The 16,687-nt window shown below is 52.0% G+C and carries 15 protein-coding genes; 10 read left to right on the forward strand and 5 right to left on the reverse strand.

What is annotated here, in order from left to right; genetic code table 11:
• Nucleotides 1-9: 9 nt before the first annotated feature.
• On the reverse strand, nucleotides 10-2,376 hold the full coding sequence (locus KFE80_02510; protein UTW45801.1) for a DNA translocase FtsK 4TM domain-containing protein: 2,367 nt from the start codon (nucleotides 2,374-2,376) through the stop codon (nucleotides 10-12).
• A gap of 231 nt (nucleotides 2,377-2,607) precedes the next feature.
• Between KFE80_02510 and trxB the strand changes: the two genes are divergently transcribed.
• The 4 genes from trxB to infA all read left to right on the forward strand — a co-directional run bounded on the left by trxB (nucleotide 2,608) and on the right by infA (nucleotide 5,352).
• Nucleotides 2,608-3,552, forward strand: a complete 945-nt coding sequence (gene trxB / locus KFE80_02515) for a thioredoxin-disulfide reductase (GenBank protein UTW45802.1) — start codon at nucleotides 2,608-2,610, stop codon at nucleotides 3,550-3,552.
• Between the two features lie 14 nt (nucleotides 3,553-3,566).
• Nucleotides 3,567-4,238 carry a leucyl/phenylalanyl-tRNA--protein transferase gene (gene aat, locus KFE80_02520; GenBank protein ID UTW45803.1) on the forward strand — a complete coding sequence of 224 codons (672 nt, stop codon included), beginning with the start codon at nucleotides 3,567-3,569 and terminating at the stop codon, nucleotides 4,236-4,238.
• A gap of 72 nt (nucleotides 4,239-4,310) precedes the next feature.
• Nucleotides 4,311-5,057: an arginyltransferase gene (locus KFE80_02525; protein ID UTW45804.1), complete on the forward strand. Its 747-nt coding sequence runs from the start codon at nucleotides 4,311-4,313 to the stop codon at nucleotides 5,055-5,057.
• Nucleotides 5,058-5,133: 76 nt separating this feature from the next.
• Nucleotides 5,134-5,352 carry a translation initiation factor IF-1 gene (gene infA / locus KFE80_02530; GenBank protein ID UTW45805.1) on the forward strand — a complete coding sequence of 73 codons (219 nt, stop codon included), beginning with the start codon at nucleotides 5,134-5,136 and terminating at the stop codon, nucleotides 5,350-5,352.
• A gap of 91 nt (nucleotides 5,353-5,443) precedes the next feature.
• Here the strand turns inward: infA and clpA are convergent, their stop codons facing one another.
• On the reverse strand, nucleotides 5,444-7,732 hold the full coding sequence (clpA, locus tag KFE80_02535; GenBank protein ID UTW45806.1) for an ATP-dependent Clp protease ATP-binding subunit ClpA: 2,289 nt from the start codon (nucleotides 7,730-7,732) through the stop codon (nucleotides 5,444-5,446).
• Nucleotides 7,733-7,789: 57 nt separating this feature from the next.
• Entirely contained in the window at nucleotides 7,790-8,167 is a 378-nt protein-coding gene (gene clpS / locus KFE80_02540; protein ID UTW45807.1) for an ATP-dependent Clp protease adapter ClpS, read from the reverse strand.
• A 233-nt stretch (nucleotides 8,168-8,400) separates the two neighbouring features.
• Between clpS and cspD the strand changes: the two genes are divergently transcribed.
• The 4 genes from cspD (at nucleotide 8,401) to KFE80_02560 (ending at nucleotide 12,099) form a co-directional block, all read left to right on the forward strand.
• Nucleotides 8,401-8,655, forward strand: a complete 255-nt coding sequence (gene cspD, locus KFE80_02545) for a cold shock domain-containing protein CspD (GenBank protein ID UTW45808.1) — start codon at nucleotides 8,401-8,403, stop codon at nucleotides 8,653-8,655.
• Between the two features lie 148 nt (nucleotides 8,656-8,803).
• Nucleotides 8,804-11,029, forward strand: a complete 2,226-nt coding sequence (locus KFE80_02550; GenBank protein ID UTW45809.1) for an NADP-dependent isocitrate dehydrogenase — start codon at nucleotides 8,804-8,806, stop codon at nucleotides 11,027-11,029.
• Between the two features lie 37 nt (nucleotides 11,030-11,066).
• Complete coding sequence (locus KFE80_02555) at nucleotides 11,067-11,690, forward strand: pseudouridine synthase (GenBank protein UTW45810.1); 624 nt, start codon at nucleotides 11,067-11,069, stop codon at nucleotides 11,688-11,690.
• A complete protein-coding gene (locus KFE80_02560; GenBank protein UTW45811.1) occupies nucleotides 11,650-12,099 on the forward strand; it encodes an NUDIX hydrolase in 450 nt (149 codons plus the stop codon). The genes KFE80_02555 and KFE80_02560 overlap by 41 nt, the downstream gene beginning before the upstream one ends.
• Here the strand turns inward: KFE80_02560 and KFE80_02565 are convergent.
• On the reverse strand, nucleotides 12,088-13,473 hold the full coding sequence (locus tag KFE80_02565) for a DUF3482 domain-containing protein (protein ID UTW45812.1): 1,386 nt from the start codon (nucleotides 13,471-13,473) through the stop codon (nucleotides 12,088-12,090). The two genes, KFE80_02560 and KFE80_02565, sit on opposite strands and share 12 nt — an antisense overlap.
• Nucleotides 13,470-14,735: a DUF2868 domain-containing protein gene (locus tag KFE80_02570; GenBank protein UTW45813.1), complete on the reverse strand. Its 1,266-nt coding sequence runs from the start codon at nucleotides 14,733-14,735 to the stop codon at nucleotides 13,470-13,472. Before KFE80_02570 ends, KFE80_02565 begins: the two co-directional genes overlap by 4 nt.
• Before the next feature lie 177 nt (nucleotides 14,736-14,912).
• Here KFE80_02570 and mnmA point away from each other — a divergent pair, with 177 nt between their 5' ends.
• Together mnmA and hflD are read left to right on the forward strand one after the other, a co-directional pair.
• Nucleotides 14,913-16,007: a tRNA 2-thiouridine(34) synthase MnmA gene (mnmA, locus tag KFE80_02575; GenBank protein UTW45814.1), complete on the forward strand. Its 1,095-nt coding sequence runs from the start codon at nucleotides 14,913-14,915 to the stop codon at nucleotides 16,005-16,007.
• On the forward strand, nucleotides 16,000-16,641 hold the full coding sequence (hflD, locus tag KFE80_02580; GenBank protein UTW45815.1) for a high frequency lysogenization protein HflD: 642 nt from the start codon (nucleotides 16,000-16,002) through the stop codon (nucleotides 16,639-16,641). Before mnmA ends, hflD begins: the two co-directional genes overlap by 8 nt.
• Nucleotides 16,642-16,687 lie beyond the last annotated feature (46 nt).

A 16,687-nucleotide genomic window follows, 5' to 3' on the forward strand; every position in this document is an offset into this window, starting at 1 on the left:
CTGCTCTCATCAATCTCGGCCACCAGGGGCCAATACTTCGCGACTGCCGTTACTGCCCATTGGGCTGACTACGCCAGCGGCTTCCATGGTTTCGATCAAGCGCGCGGCCCGGTTATAGCCAATACGCAACTTGCGCTGCACCGAAGAAATCGACGCTTTGCGACTCTCCAGCACAAAGTTGACGGCTTCATCGTACAGAGCGTCGGATTCATCATTGCCATCGCCCTCACCTTCTGCGGCAAAGCCTGGTACGGCAATGGTGTTGGTGACACCCTCATCCAGAATTTCATCCAGGTAATCCGGCTCACCGCGGCGTTTCCAGTCGGCGACCACTTTATGGACTTCGTGGTCATCCACAAACGCGCCGTGTACCCGCACCGGCACACCGCTGCCCGGTGGCAGGTACAGCATGTCGCCGTGGCCCAACAGTTGTTCCGCCCCGCCCTGGTCAAGAATGGTGCGAGAATCAATCTTTGAGGAAACCTGGAACGCAATACGGCTGGGAACGTTGGCTTTGATCAAACCGGTAATCACATCCACCGATGGACGCTGGGTGGCCAGAATCAAATGGATACCTGCTGCCCTCGCTTTTTGCGCGATACGGGCAATCAGCTGTTCGACCTTCTTGCCAACAATCATCATCATATCGGCAAATTCATCGATCACGACGACGATATACGGCAAGGGCTCCAGGCCGGGTGCTTGTTGAGGTACTTCCTCCTCAAACACAGAGGCATGAGGGTCTGGCTGCCACAGTGGGTCGGGTATCGGTTCACCAGCCGCTATAGCGTCTTTTACTTTGCGGTTGAAACCAGAGATATTGCGCACACCCATAGCGGCCATAAGCTTGTAGCGCCGCTCCATTTCACCCACACACCAACGCAAGCCATTGGAGGCGTCTTTCATATCGGTGATAACTGGTGTTAGCAGGTGCGGAATGCCATCGTACACCGACAACTCAAGCATCTTTGGATCCACCAAAATCAGGCGCACTTCATCCGGCGATGACTTAAACAGCAGACTCAACAGCATGGCGTTGATGCCCACTGATTTACCAGAGCCGGTGGTGCCCGCCACCAACAAGTGAGGCATTTTGGCCAGGTCTGCGACCGAAGGCACCCCTGAGATATCGTGGCCCAGCGCCAAGGTCAGTGGCGACTTGGCACTTTCGTAAACATCGGACGACACCACCTCCGACAGCCGCACCATTTCCCGGTGTTCGTTGGGTATCTCAATACCCATCACCGATTTGCCGGGTATTACTTCCACAACTCGAACACTGACCACTGCCAGTGAGCGGGCCAAATCTTTTGCCAGATTTGTGATGCGGCTGGCTTTGACGCCAGGAGCTGGTTGGATTTCAAAACGGGTAATCACCGGGCCTGGCATGACTTCCACCACCTCCGCAGAGATGCCGAAATCCTGCAGTTTCAATTCCAGCAGCCGTGACATTGCCTCCAGGGATTCTTTGGAAAACCCTTTACCGGAGTTTGTGTCGGCCTCGTCCAGCAAGCCAATGGCCGGCAAGGCACCGCTCACCGGTTCTTCAAACAGAGTAGCCTGTTTCTCCTTGACGGCTCGTTTACTGGGGGCTGCCTTGGGTGTAGGGGTTGGCACCTGAATACTGGGTGGAATGCGCTTTTCTGCTGCTTTCACTTTTTTGGCGACTTTTTCCTTGCGCAACTGCTGAGCCTCTGATGCCCTGCGCGCTTCCTGGCGAGAAGATCGCAGCTGAACCACTTTGCCGCGCAGCCAGTCGTAGCCGTTGAGGCTGATTTTGCCCAGGCCATCAATCAGGGCCAACCAGGAGATATCGGCAAAGATGGTCAGGCCAAACAGCGATACCGCCAACAGTACCAAAGTGCTACCGACAATATTAAAGGCCGATACCGCAACCTGAGCCACCCCTGAACCCATGATACCGCCAAGGCCTTCGGGCATTGACGTGCTCACTGCCCCATAGTGCAGGTCAGTCAATGCGGTGGCGCTGAGCATCACCAGCACCAACCCCAGAACCCGCTGTGCAAAGGTCAGCCAGTCAAATGGCGCGCCGGCGTCTTCGCGCTTGGTGCGAAAAACCCGCCACGCTCTCCACATCAACAATATCGGAAACACATAAGCCATCAGCCCAAACAGCCAGAACAAAACATCCGCCAACCAGGCGCCTGCAGGGCCTGCGGCGTTGCTGACGTGGTCGCGGCTGCCGGTATGGGAAAAGCCGGGGTCATTCGCAGAAAAGCTAAACAGTGCAATCAATAAGTAGATACACACCACCAGCCAGCCGATCAGTGCGCCTTCCCGCAAAATCAGCTCAAAGCGCCCCGCCCCGCCACTTTCGCCTTGGGGCTTGGCTCGAGAGTTAGTGGATTTACTCAATTATCTTATCCAAGTGTTTGTCATTATTGTAAAAATTGTACAGACAATATCCAATTTGGAAGCAATTGTAACCGCCAATAGGCGGCCATAATAGGCTTAATTAACCGGTTCTATTGGTTCAATCAGGTGGATTAAGTATGATAACCCGCTTGCCTTGTGCCCCAACGGTTTTTTTTCACAAAAGTACCGTTTAAAACACAACATTCGAACACCAGAACAGGAAACCATTTGATGTCTGATGCGCAACACCACCGCTTGATTATCCTCGGCTCTGGCCCGGCGGGTTACACCGCTGCCATTTACGCCGCTCGCGCCAATCTCAATCCGGTGGTGATTACCGGCATTCAGCAAGGTGGCCAGCTCACCACCACCACCGATGTAGATAACTGGCCCGGTGATCACGAAGGTGTGCAAGGCCCCGACCTGATGGTGCGTATGCAACAGCATGCGGAGCGCTTTAATACCGAAGTGATATTCGATCATATCGAGAGTGTCGACCTGAAACAGCGCCCTTTTAGGCTGTTTGGCAACCAGGCTTACACCTGTGATTCTTTAATTATCTGCACCGGCGCTTCCGCCCAATATCTTGGGCTGCCTTCCGAAGAGGCGTATATGGGTAAAGGCGTGAGCGCCTGTGCCACCTGTGATGGCTTTTTCTACCGGGATCAAAAGGTGGCGGTGATTGGCGGTGGTAATACTGCCGTTGAAGAGGCCATGTACCTTTCCAATATCTGTAGCGAAGTCACGCTGGTACACCGTCGCGACAGTTTGAGAGCGGAGAAAATTCTACAGGATCACCTGTTTGAAAAAGCCGAAAACGGCAACATCAACATTGAGTGGAATCATACCCTCGATGAAGTACTGGGCGACGATGCTGGCGTTACAGGCATACGCCTGAAAAGCACCGAAGATGGCAGCACCAAAGAGCTGGATCTGCACGGTGTATTTATCGCTATTGGCCACAAGCCAAACACCGATTTGTTTGCCGAGCAATTGGATATGAAAGATGGTTACCTGACGGTGCAAAGTGGCACTGAGGGCAACGCCACCCAAACCTCCATCGACGGTGTATTTGCCGCTGGCGATGTGGCGGATCATATTTATCGCCAGGCAGTAACTTCCGCCGGCTCCGGCTGTATGGCGGCACTGGATGCGGAGAAATTTCTTTCCTCCTGAGTCCGGTAGTACGGATGAATCTAACCTTACTGGACAGCGAGCAGCCTCAGTTTCCACCCTCTGAGCAAGCTTTAACCGAACCCAACGGCTTGTTAGCGGTTGGCGGCAATCTGGAGGTAGAAACTCTGGTTGCCGCCTATCGCCAAGGTATTTTCCCCTGGTACAGCGATGGTGACCCGTTGCTTTGGTGGTGCCCTGACCCGCGCACCGTCCTTTTTCCAAATCAGTTTTACGCGTCTAAAAGCCTGATCAAACTGTACCGCCAACAACGCTATCAGGTAACCTTTAATCAAGCGTTTCCAGAAGTGATCAAACACTGTCAAACCGTGCCTCGAAAAGAAGATGGCACCTGGATTGATCAACAAATGCATGCAGCTTACTGCAGCCTGCATCAAGCTGGACACGCACATTCCGTTGAAGTCTGGGATCGTGAAACTCTGGTTGGGGGCTTGTATGGGGTTGCTGTTGGCGGTGCTTTTTGTGGTGAATCCATGTTCAGTTTGGTGAGCAATGCATCAAAGCTGGCCGCCCTCAGTTTGGTGCGCGAGCTGGAAGGGTTGTGTTTAATTGATTGCCAAATACCCAACCCCCACTTGAGTACCCTGGGAGCCGTGGATATATCGCGTAAAGAATTTTTACAGCTGCTCGAAAAATACGGAAACCAACGCTTGAAGTGGCCGTCTTAATGATTGTCTAAAAAGTGGATTGTTAAGCCACAACACAGCTACACTGATGGTGTAGCAAATTGAGGGTAATGTATGTCGCGGGATATATCGCCAGATGTTTCGACCATACGGCTGTTCTTGACCGAACCCCATCCATGCAGTTACCTGAAAAATCGCAGCGCCACCACCGCCTTTGTTGACCCTTCCCTGCCACTGAACGCCCCCATTTACGATCGTTTGACGGACAGCGGTTTTCGCCGCAGTGGCAAATATTTATATATTCCCCACTGTCAAAGTTGCAGCGCCTGCCAGCCCTCGCGCATTCCGGTAGCTGCTTTTAAACCCAGTCGGCAGCAGCGTCGCTGTTTACGCAAAAATGCCGACTTGCAGGTGTCTCTTAAAGCCAGTGTGGATAATAACGAGCACTTTGTGCTTTACAGTCGCTACATCTGTGAACGCCATGCAGATGGAGATATGTACCCCCCTACTCGCAGTCAGTACGACGATTTTATTGGCTCGCCATTCGAATTCACCCGCTATCTGGAATTTCGTAAAAACGGGCAATTGCTTGCTTGCAGTGTAGTGGATGTACTGGATCGCGGCATTTCTGCCATTTACACCTATTTTGACCCTGCCGAAGATGGAAGAAGTCTGGGTACCATGGCCATTCTGAGCGCGCTGGATCAGGCCCGACAGCTCAACTTGTCTTATGTTTACCTGGGTTACTGGATCGAAAGCTGCGCCAAAATGCGCTACAAAACCCGCTTTAAGCCCATTGATATTCTGATTGATGGCAATTGGCAGGAATATGAGGATAAAAGGCCGAAAAGAGGTGGCTAAGCGATGGGTTTTCAGGCAGAATTGCCGCCTTCAAAATCGAAGCGCCTATTGAAACGTATTGGAGTGCATTGCGAGTATGGCAAAAGAAGACGTCATCGAACTGGAAGGGGAAATCATTGATACCCTGCCAAACACCACTTTCCGGGTTAAGCTGGAGAACGGCCATGTGGTCATCGCCCACATTTCCGGAAAAATGCGCAAGCACTACATTCGTATCCTTACCGGTGACAAGGTCAAGGTTGAGTTGACGCCTTACGATCTCAGCAAAGGTCGGATTACCTACCGAGCTCGCTAATAGTCAGAAATTTTAAGAAGGCCAGCATGTTTCCATGCTGGCCTTTTTGTATGTGCCTGCTTTTCATGGGCACTTGAATGGGTGTGAGCTGTTAACTGGGCTCGGGCACTTTTTCTTCGGCTGCGCCGGAGATGCTGAAGCAAAGCTCGTCTTCTTCCACCGATACCTGTACCGTGCCACCCTTGTCTGCCAGGTTGCCAAACAGTACTTCCTCGGCCAGAGGCTTCTTGAGCTTTTCCTGAATCAGGCGTGCCATCGGCCGCGCTCCCATGCGCTCGTCATAGCCATTTTCTGCCAGCCACAACACCACCTCTTGCTCCACATCAAGCACCACTTTTTTGTCGTCCAATTGGGCCTGGAGTTCGGTCAAGAATTTATCCACAACGACTTTGACAACATCCAGTTGCAGTGCCTGGAATTGGATAATGCTGTCCAGACGGTTGCGAAATTCCGGGGTAAACGCTTTTTTGATCACCTCCATACCGTCGGTGCTGTGATCCTGATTGGTAAAGCCAATGGACGACCGGCTCATTTCTTCGGCGCCGGCATTGGTGGTCATAATCAGAATCACATTGCGGAAGTCCGCTTTGCGGCCGTTGTTGTCGGTCAGCGTGCCGTGATCCATCACCTGCAGCAGAATATTGAACACATCTGGATGAGCTTTTTCGATTTCGTCCAGCAGAACCACCGAGTGTGGGTGCTTGGTGACCGCGTCTGTCAGCAAACCGCCTTGATCGAAACCTACATAACCAGGAGGTGCGCCAATCAGCCGGGATACCGTATGGCGCTCCATGTACTCTGACATGTCGAAACGGATTAATTCGATGCCCATCACTTCGGCCAGCTGTTTACTGACTTCAGTTTTACCGACACCGGTTGGGCCGGCAAACAGAAATGAACCGATGGGTTTGTCGCCATCACGAAGCCCCGCCCGAGACAGTTTGATGGATGTAGACAGCGCGTCGATGGCTGGGTCTTGGCCAAATACCACCAGTTTCAGCTGCTCTGACAAACTGCGCAGGCGCTCTTTGTCGCTGGCGGTGACACTCTTCGCCGGAATACGGGCAATTTTCGCCACGATGCGTTCCACATCCGCAACCCCTACTGCTTTTTTGCGCTTATTGACCGGTTGCAGGCGTTGGTAAGCACCGGCTTCATCGATCACATCAATAGCTTTATCTGGCAAAAAGCGGTCGGTGATGTGTCGTGCTGACAACTCCGCCGCCGTGCGCAGTGCACCCTGGGTAAAGCGCAGATTGTGATGTTCTTCAAAGCGCCCCTTCAAGCCTTTGAGAATTTCAAAAGTCTCTTCAACCGTCGGTTCGGGCACATCAATTTTTTGGAAACGTCGAGCCAGAGCGCGATCTTTTTCAAAAATACCGCGGTATTCCTGGAATGTGGTGGAGCCGATGCAGCGGATTTTTCCGGAGCTCAGCAATGGCTTGAGCAAATTGGAGGCATCCAGAACGCCACCAGAGGCGGCACCGGCGCCAATAATGGTGTGAATTTCGTCAATAAAGAGCACCGAGTGAGGCATTTTGTCCAGCTCAGCCAGAACCCCTTTGAAGCGCTTTTCAAAATCGCCACGGTATTTAGTGCCGGCCAGCAGTGCACCAAGATCCAGAGAGTAAACCGTACTTTCTTCCAGAACTTCCGGCACTTTGCCTTCAACGATATGCTTGGCCAAGCCTTCCGCAATGGCAGTTTTGCCGACACCGGATTCACCGACCAATAGCGGGTTGTTCTTGCGGCGGCGTGCCAGTATCTGACAGACCCGCTCCACCTCAAAGTCGCGCCCCACCAATGGGTCAATCTTGCCCAGCTCGGCTTCACGGTTCAGGTTGGTGGCAAACTGCTCCAGCAGGCTTTTGCCGGGAGCTTCACTTTCACCACTGTCTTCGCCACTTTGAGGATCTTCATCGTTGTGAGGTTGAGGCTGCTCTGCCACTTTGGAAATGCCGTGCGAGATGTAATTGACCACATCCACACGGGCAATGTTTTGTAAGCGCAGAAAATAAACGGCTTGGCTTTCCTGCTCGCTGAAGATAGCCACCAATACGTTTTCACCTTTGACCTCTTTTTTACCAGAGGACTGAACATGAAAGACCGCTCGTTGCAATACCCGTTGAAAGCCAAGAGTTGGCTGGGTGTCGCGCTCGGCATCGGCGACGGGAATTAAAGGGGTGGTGGACTCGATAAATTCATCCAGGTCACGACGCAAGTCGTTGAGCTCGGCCCCACAGGCTTTAAGCACCGTGGCGGCAGATTCGTTATCTAGCAGTGCCAATAGCAGGTGCTCGACAGTCATAAATTCATGACGTCTGGAGCTGGCACCTTTAAACGCCAGGTTCAGGGTTACTTCCAGGTCTCGACTCAACATAACCAAGCCTCCGTAAAAAAGGGCGCAATATAAAAACAGCCATTACACCAAAGGGCGTTAGTCGCGATCATCATCCCCCTCTGAGGGTTCTACTTCGCACAAGAGCGGGTGATCGCACTCTCTAGCATATTGATTCACTTGATTGGCTTTAGTTTCCGCAATATCGCGGGTATATAAACCGCAAACTGCTTTACCTTCGGTGTGCACCCGCAGCATTACCCGGGTGGCTTGCTCGCGGTTCATACCAAAGTAACTTTCCAATACTTCTACCACAAACTCCATAGGAGTAAAGTCATCATTGAGCATGACAACCCGATACATAGGGGGTTTGCGCAGCCTTGGGCGGACTTTTTCGACAACTGCATGGCTGCCCAGTCCGGTACCGTGCTCTTTGTCCTCGTCGGAGGCTTTTACGACTAACCTTGTTTTACTCATTGCCACTTGTACAGCGATTCTCGATATAAAAAATATTTACACCCGTTAACGGTAGTTTAACTCTAAATTATCACTTTTAAAGCGAATTTCACGCTTTTTTCCACCTTGACTTGGTGGTCAAATCCCTATAAAAGTTAGCACTGTATGTTTTTTATACAAACAAGCAGCACAAAAGCCAACAAAATCAATTACAACGCTGCTCTCACAACAGGTCCAAAGGGGGGATGACTGTTATGCCCATGGGAACCGTCAAGTGGTTTAACAACGCGAAAGGCTACGGCTTTATTCTGCCTGAAGATGGCGAAGGCGATATCTTTGCCCACTACTCAGCCATTGAGATGGAAGGCTACAAAACACTTAAGGCAGGCCAGCGAGTAAGTTTTGACGTCACTGAAGGTGGCAAAGGTTTACACGCTGCAAACATTCGCTCTGCTGATGACGATGGCTCGGTATTAGATCAACCTGAAACCGAATACCAGCAAATTTAGTATTTAACCCGATCGCAACCTCTCAGCTCCCGTGGGGCCTGCCGACGTACACTGTCGGCTACTCTACAGAGTGCTCTGCTGCTATACTTTGCGCCCGAATGCCCCTTTCCAAGACACCACCCACTGAACTCAAAGGAAGCTATTGAGTATGACTGACTCGTCCAAAATCATCTATACCATTACCGATGAAGCCCCTGCCCTGGCGACTTACTCTCTGTTGCCAATCGTGCAGGCATTTGCTCAATCTGCGGGCATCAAGGTGGAAACCCGCGACATTTCATTGGCTGGGCGCATCATTGCTAACTTCCCGGAAAACTTGACCGAGGCACAGCAACAGGGAGATGCCCTGGCTGAGCTGGGTGAGCTGGCTAAAACTCCAGAAGCCAATATCATCAAGCTGCCGAACATCAGTGCTTCCATTCCTCAGCTGGTGGCCGCCATTAGTGAACTTCAGGCCCATGGCTACGACATTCCCAGCTTCCCGGAAGAGCCTCAAAATGACGCTGAAAAAACCATCAGGGCTCGCTACGCAAAAATACTTGGCAGTGCGGTTAACCCGGTGCTGCGTGAAGGCAATTCAGATCGTCGCGTAGCCGCACCGGTAAAAGCCTATGCTCAGAAAAACCCTCACCCCATGGGAGCCTGGGCAGCAGACTCCAAATCCCACGTCGCTCATATGAGTGATGGTGATTTTTATTCCAGTGAGCAGTCTGTGGTGATGGCCGAAGCGGGCAATGTGAAAATTGAATTTGTTGCCACTGATGGTGCAGTGACTGTATTGAAAGCAGAAACGCGACTGCAAGCGGGTGAAGTGATCGACTCTTCACGTATGAGCAGCGCTGCTTTAAGAGAATACTTTGAGCGCGAAATCAGCGCTGCCAAAGACGAAGGCGTACTACTTTCCCTGCATTTAAAAGCCACCATGATGAAAGTGTCTGACCCCATCATGTTTGGCGAAGCAGTAACAGTTTTCTACAAAGATGTTTTTGAAAAACACGCCGCTTTGTTCGATGAGTTGGGTGTAGACCCCAGTAACGGCTTGGGTGATGTGTACGCCAAAATTGCCGACTTGCCCAGCGATCAAAAAGCCGCTGTTGAAGCGGACATCCAGGCGGTTTACGCCAACCGCCCTGCCCTGGCCATGGTGGATTCAGACAAAGGCATTACCAACCTGCACGTTCCCAGCGATGTGATTATTGATGCTTCCATGCCTGCGGCTATTCGTTCCTCTGGCCAAATGTGGGGGCCAGATGGCCAGCTGCACGACACAAAGGCATTGATCCCCGACCGCTGTTACGCCGGTGTCTATCAGGAAACCATTCAGTTCTGTAAAGATAATGGCGCCTTTGACGTATCCACCATGGGCAATGTGTCCAATGTTGGCTTGATGGCCCAAAAAGCCGAAGAGTACGGTTCTCACGACAAAACCTTCAAAGCCACAGAGCAAGGCACTATTCGCGTTGTTGACGACAGTGGCAACGTACTGATGTCGCACGCTGTTGAAAGCGGTGACATCTGGCGCATGTGCCAAACCAAAGACGCCCCCATAAAAGACTGGGTAAAACTGGCGGTAAATCGTGCCAGGGCTACCGGCAACCCCGCTATTTTCTGGCTGGGAGAGGGCCGCGCCCACGACCGCAGCCTAATTGAAAAAGTAAATCAATACCTGCCAGAACACGATACCAGCGGCCTGGATATTCAGATTTTGTCGCCCATTGAGGCAACCCGTTACACCCTGCAGCGTATCAAAGAAGGCAAAGACACAATCTCGGTAACCGGCAACGTATTGCGGGATTACCTCACTGATTTGTTCCCCATTCTGGAACTGGGTACCAGTGCCAAAATGTTATCCATTGTGCCTCTGTTGGCGGGTGGCGGTTTGTTTGAAACTGGTGCCGGTGGCTCTGCGCCAAAACACGTTCAGCAGTTTAACAGTGAGAACCACCTGCGCTGGGACTCCCTCGGGGAGTTTTTGGCGTTGGCAGTTTCCCTGGAAGACCTGGCCATGAAAACCGGCAACCAGAAAGTGGCGGTTCTAGCATCAGCACTGGACGTAGCCAATGGCCGCTTCCTGGATACCAACAAGTCTCCCTCGCGGAAAGTGGGTGAATTGGATAACCGCGGCAGCCACTTCTACCTGGCTTTGTATTGGGCTCAGGCCCTGGCGGATCAGAACGATGATCAAGACTTAAAAGCTCAGTTCGCACCATTGGCTAATGCATTGAGCAGCAACGAAGCAACTATTGTTGCCGAGTTGAATGATGTGCAAGGCCAGGCAATGGATATTGGTGGCTACTACCAGCCGAACCCGGAGCTGGCCTCCCGAGCGATGCGCCCGAGCGATACCTTAAACGCAGCGCTAGCGGCGCTGTAACGCCACACAGGCCGGGGCATCAGCCCCGGCTTTTTTTATGTCCACAATATATCTTTTTAACAAACCCTACGGTGTGCTCTGCCAGTTCAGTGGCGCGGATGAGCGTCCTACCCTGGCTGACTTTATTAAAACCCCAAACATCTACCCCGCTGGACGACTGGATCAAGATTCCGAGGGCTTACTGCTACTTACCGATGACGGCAACCTGCAAGCCCGAATTGCCCATCCCAAACACAAGCTGCCAAAAACTTATTGGGTGCAGGTGGAGGGCGAGGTTAATGACGAAGCCCTGGAAAAGTTATGTCGCGGTGTTGAGCTAAAAGATGGCCCAACAAAACCCGCAAGAGCGAAAGTTATCACCGAACCGGAATTATGGCCCCGCAATCCGCCAGTGCGCTTTCGCCAATCAATACCCACCAGCTGGATAGAGCTGACCATCACCGAAGGCCGTAATCGCCAGGTAAGGCGTATGACCGCCGCAGTGGGCCACCCTACTTTGCGTTTGGTGCGTGTGGCTATTGGCCACTGGAAATTGAACGATTTACAGCCTGGACAGCACCGTAAAGAAGTTGTCCACTTGGGAAATGCGCCAGCAAAAAACAACCAAAGAGCACGAAATAATGGGCGAGCAAATACACCTCACCGTCGCCACCGTCGTTGAGCGCGACGGCAAATACCTTTGCGTTGCAGAATATGAAAATGGTAAGCGAGTTTACAACCAGCCAGCCGGGCATGTGGAACCGGGGGAAGAAATTACCGCCGCCGCTTTACGGGAAACACTGGAAGAAACTGGCTGGCATGTGGATTTAACCGGGTTTATGGGTATTACCACCTACACAGCGCCCAGTAACGGTGTTACTTATTACCGGGTGTGCTTTGCTGCCAAGGTACAGCGTTTTGATCCGGATTATGAGCTGGATTCAGATATTGAGGAAGCGTTGTGGCTTAGCTATGAAGAATTGCTGCAACGCGAACCTGAATTGCGCAGCCCGCTGGTTCTGCAAGCGATAGAAGATCATCGCAGTAGTCATATTTACCCGATGTCGTTATTGAAGGCGTTACAGCAGTAGCGAATAAACAAGTCGCTGCAAATGTTCACGCTGTTTCCCAGAAAGTCCTTTATGGCCGGTTTTTAAAAGGCCGGTTAACGCCACCTGTTTCGATTTCTCCAAGGCGTCTATCCAACTGCCAGATTCTTGCACAACAAGCGGATTGCGATTGCCGTGGGCGCGCGCAGCAATGGCGCGTTGATAACTTACCGCTCGGCCCAACAATACAAACGCAAAGTTGAGGTCTTTCACCGGCCCCGCGGTTAACTGTTTGCCACCCAGTGGCAGTCCTTTTATAGACAAGGTATCGGGTTTATTGCTGATATATAAACTGGCCACTCCAGCGCCAATGCCGCCAATCAGTGCGCCGGTCATCAATGATGCACCTCCCAGCCCTGCATCCACTAAAGCACCGGCGGCAGCACCGGAGGAGCTTGCTAATGCAACTAATTTTTTTCGGCTCATACCAAACAAATACCAGTAATCCTGATTGAATAAATCCGGGTAATCCAGTTCAAGATTCGCCTCCTGAATATCAAGCCGTTGGTGCCGATACAGGCCCAAAATGGCTTGTCGCAAACGTTTTTCATGCTGCTGCAGTCGTAAGCGGTATTCTTTACGAATCAACTCTTCAAGGCTGTCTTGTAACTCATCTGCGAGCAGCGGTTTGGATACCTTTGCGGCTAAAGCCTGGGAGATAAATTCACTGATTAAAAAAGCCGCTTTGTTTTGGGTATTCTGGTGGTGGTGTTCAATAGCCGTTGCCGACTTCAGCAAATCTTCGCGCCAGGCGTCACTCAATTCTGCGAACGACCTTAGTACTGCCAACTGCTTTTCGATGCCATCAACAACCGGGTTAAACACTTTCACTAAACTGAAGTATTGCCCAAGTGCCTGCTTCCACTCATCTACATATTGCTCGCCGCCAATGGGGTTGATCAGTGCCATGCGCGGCTGCCCTGTCCACTGCAGCACGGTCATTTCCGGTTCGTATTTGGGGGAATACGGGACTGAACCATCCACTACGTAAATAATGCCTGCGCCTTCACGAACGATGGGCGACAGCAGTTCCACTTCATCTCTAAACCGTTCGCCAGCTTCCTGACCAGCACCAAAGTGCTGCAAAAATTGCTCAATGGCTTGCAGGCGTTTTGACGCGTCTGTGTCCTGTTGCTGCAACCATTCCATTAACTGTCTGGGGCGCTGGAAGCCAGGTGTGTCGAACAAGCTGTACAGCGGTTGTTGATCCAGTTGGTAGGAATAGCAATGAGTTGCCACCGTGGTGCCAGACAGTTCCGAGATAGCAATATCGTCACTGTGCACCATGGTGGCCACAATGCTGGATTTGCCTTTATTGGGGTGGCCGACAACCGCAAACCGGGGGCAAGCATTCATTGGCCGCCCTCCACACGCTCACCAAAGGGCAATTGGTATTTGCGCGCAAATAACTGCCAGGATTTACGCGCCCCTTCTGCTGCCTTTTCTGGCCCGGATAGCAGCCACAAAGAAATATCTAATTTTGGATTTTTGGTGCGGATTACTTCAATAGTATCCGCCAGCTCGGCAGTGGGCACTTGTTGCGGTGTTACCAACAGTTGCACCGATGCATTCCACTGTGGCGCAATATTCGCCAGCCATTGATTGTCCTCTTGCCAGCTGCTCAGCCCCAACACCTTTGTGCTTTGAATTTGTTTTGGTTGCCACTGCCAGGCCAAACAAATAGCGTCTGACTGCCAACTATCTACGTCACTGAGTAGTTTGCTTTCAATGTTTGCAGCGTCGCTTGTTGATGCGAGGTTGGGCTCCAGCGTTAAGGCAAAGCGCTCGATATCGCCGCTGTGGCGCATTTCATTCAATAAGGTTTTTGCCAGGCGGTAACGTAACCAGAGCGCCAGCATTAACCGGGGCAACAGACCGTAGGTCACCATTGCCATCACAAGGTACGACCACCACTGCCCCAACAATTCGCCGTTAAACGATGCTGACTGCTCTGCCCCACCCCGATAGAAGCGGCTACTGCTCAGCAATTCCTGGCTCGGTGCGCCCAGCAACCACTGCCAAGGCCAGCTGAGGTGTACCAAAAAGTTCTCAACCAGCTTTTCTGCCTGAGTGCCCCGCTCGGCGACGGTAGAAGACCAGGCGAATGCCAGGTCTTGAAACAGTGCCATGATCAAAAAGCAGACAACGGCGCCAACTTGAAATGCCAGGGATAAGCGCTGCAATTTCCACAGCAGCCAGTGTTTGAATACTGGCGATTGAAGGTGCTGCTGTGGCAATCGCTTCAGTAATGGCCGGAGCGCCAACTGCCCAACAACAGCAATGGGTGCATCCGGGCGCAATGCTCGTCTTAAACCCCATAAGGTCAGCAGGGTTAAGGCAAAAGGCAGCAGCGCGAACAGCCCCAACATCAGCCATAAGTTAATGGGGGCATTACCGGAATAGCTGCACGCACCGGCCATGGCCAGACAACCAGCAATAGCACTTACCAACAGGGCAATCACCAATCCTGAATGGCTGGCGTTTTGGATGGAGCTTGTGTCCTTCTGAAATTGACGTAATGCAGCCTCTGTATCACTTGGTGTCGGCTCATGTGGCTGCTCTACCCACTCTTGCCACTTGGGTTGTGTCAAAGCGTGGCGAAACTGCAGCCACTCCATGGCCCTTTGAGACAAGCCCAGCGCTGAAAAATAAGGGATGTTTGATGACTTTTGTGGCAAGGGAGGCTCGATCCTTGTATTTATGACGCTATGGTATCAGGAATACGGGTAACGGCAATTTACCCGAGGCTTGCGCCCCTGTTAGAATCGCCGCCTTTGCCAAAACCGCTGTTCAGTATGTCTCAAGCCAAAACCACCGTTATTGTCGGCATGTCCGGAGGTGTCGACTCCTCTGTATCCGCTTTGTTGCTTAAACAACAGGGCTACGAGGTGGCCGGCCTGTTTATGAAGAACTGGGACGAGGACGACGGCACCGAATACTGCACTGCAAAGGCTGACCTTGAGGACGCCCAGGCAGTGTGCAACAAAATCGGCATCCCCCTGCATACGGTGAATTTTGCCGCGGAATACTGGGACAATGTGTTCGAGTATTTTCTGGCGGAATACCAGGCTGGGCGCACGCCCAACCCGGATATTCTTTGCAACCGGGAAATCAAGTTCAAGGTATTTCTGGAATACGCCCAGGTTTTGGGTGCTGACTTAATTGCTACTGGCCACTATGTACGCCGTGCGGACAGCGACGGCCATGCCCAGCTTCTAAAGGGTTTAGATGGCAACAAAGACCAAAGTTATTTTCTTTATGCCGTTGGCGAAGATGCGTTTGCTAAAACTTTGTTTCCAGTGGGCGAACTGGCCAAGCCCGAAGTGCGCCGTCTGGCGGAAGAGTACGATCTGATCACTCACAACAAAAAAGACAGCACGGGTATTTGTTTTATTGGTGAGCGCCGTTTTAAAGATTTTCTGGAGCAGTATTTACCCGCCCAGCCCGGCAATATCGAAGACCCGGACGGTAGGGTCATTGGCCAGCACAGTGGTTTGATGTACCACACAATGGGCCAACGCCAAGGTTTGGGCATTGGTGGCACCAAAACTGGCACCGAGGCGCCTTGGTATGTAGCTGGTAAAGACCTGGAGCGCAATGTGCTGATTGCGGTGCAAGGCAGCGATCACCCATTGTTGTTCCACAATAGCCTGGTGGCCAATCAGCTTAACTGGATCAATGGTAAGCCCCAGCAAACGAATTTCCGGTGCCATGCCAAAACCCGCTATCGACAGTCTGATCAGGCGTGCACAGTCACCTTGGTGGGAGACAGCTGTCAGGTTGTGTTTGACCAGCCACAACGAGCGGTAACACCGGGCCAGTCACTGGTGTTGTACCAGGGCGATCACTGCCTGGGCGGTGGCATTATTGAGTCTCGCGACAATGTTTGATTTATCCGCCTTTAAAAAGCCCACCTGCGAGCAGGCGATCGCCCTTGCGGGTGTGTTTCAGGCCTGCCATTTGGTGGAGCAGCTGGCACGCAATGGCCGTGCAACCAGCGATGAGTTCGCCACCTGCGTGCATGCTATTTTTGAACAAAACCCGGAAAGTACAGAAGCGGTTTATGGCGGTGCTCGCAATCTCAAGCTGGGTGTGGACACCCTGCACGAACAGCTAACCCTGCAGCGCAATGGCCAAGCCTCTGACGCCCTGCGTTACGCTGTTGGCGTTACCCATCTGCAAGGGCGATTATTGCGCGACAAAAACATGCTGGTGCGTTTGAGCAATGGCATAGACCGGGCTCGATCCCAGGCTGAACACTTTTCCCAAACCCACGAGAACATTATTGCCAACCTGGCGGATTTGTATCAAAACACCATTAGTACTTTTCGCTACCGCATTCAGGTGAATGGGTTTGCAGATTATTTGCGCCAGGAAGATATTGCCAGCCGTATCCGCACCCTGCTGCTGTCTGGGGTGCGCAGCGCGGTATTGTGGAAGCAACTGGGTGGCAGTCGCTGGCATCTTATTCTGTACAGAAAAGACTTAGTCAAACTTATCAATAAGTTGCAGAGCAAAATTTAAGTTAGCTATCAGTTTTTGGTTGTGCCCGGCGGAGTGCTTTCCCGCC

The organism is bacterium SCSIO 12696 (assembly GCA_024397955.1).
In the GTDB taxonomy this organism is placed as follows: Bacteria; Pseudomonadota; Gammaproteobacteria; order Pseudomonadales; family Porticoccaceae; genus SCSIO-12696.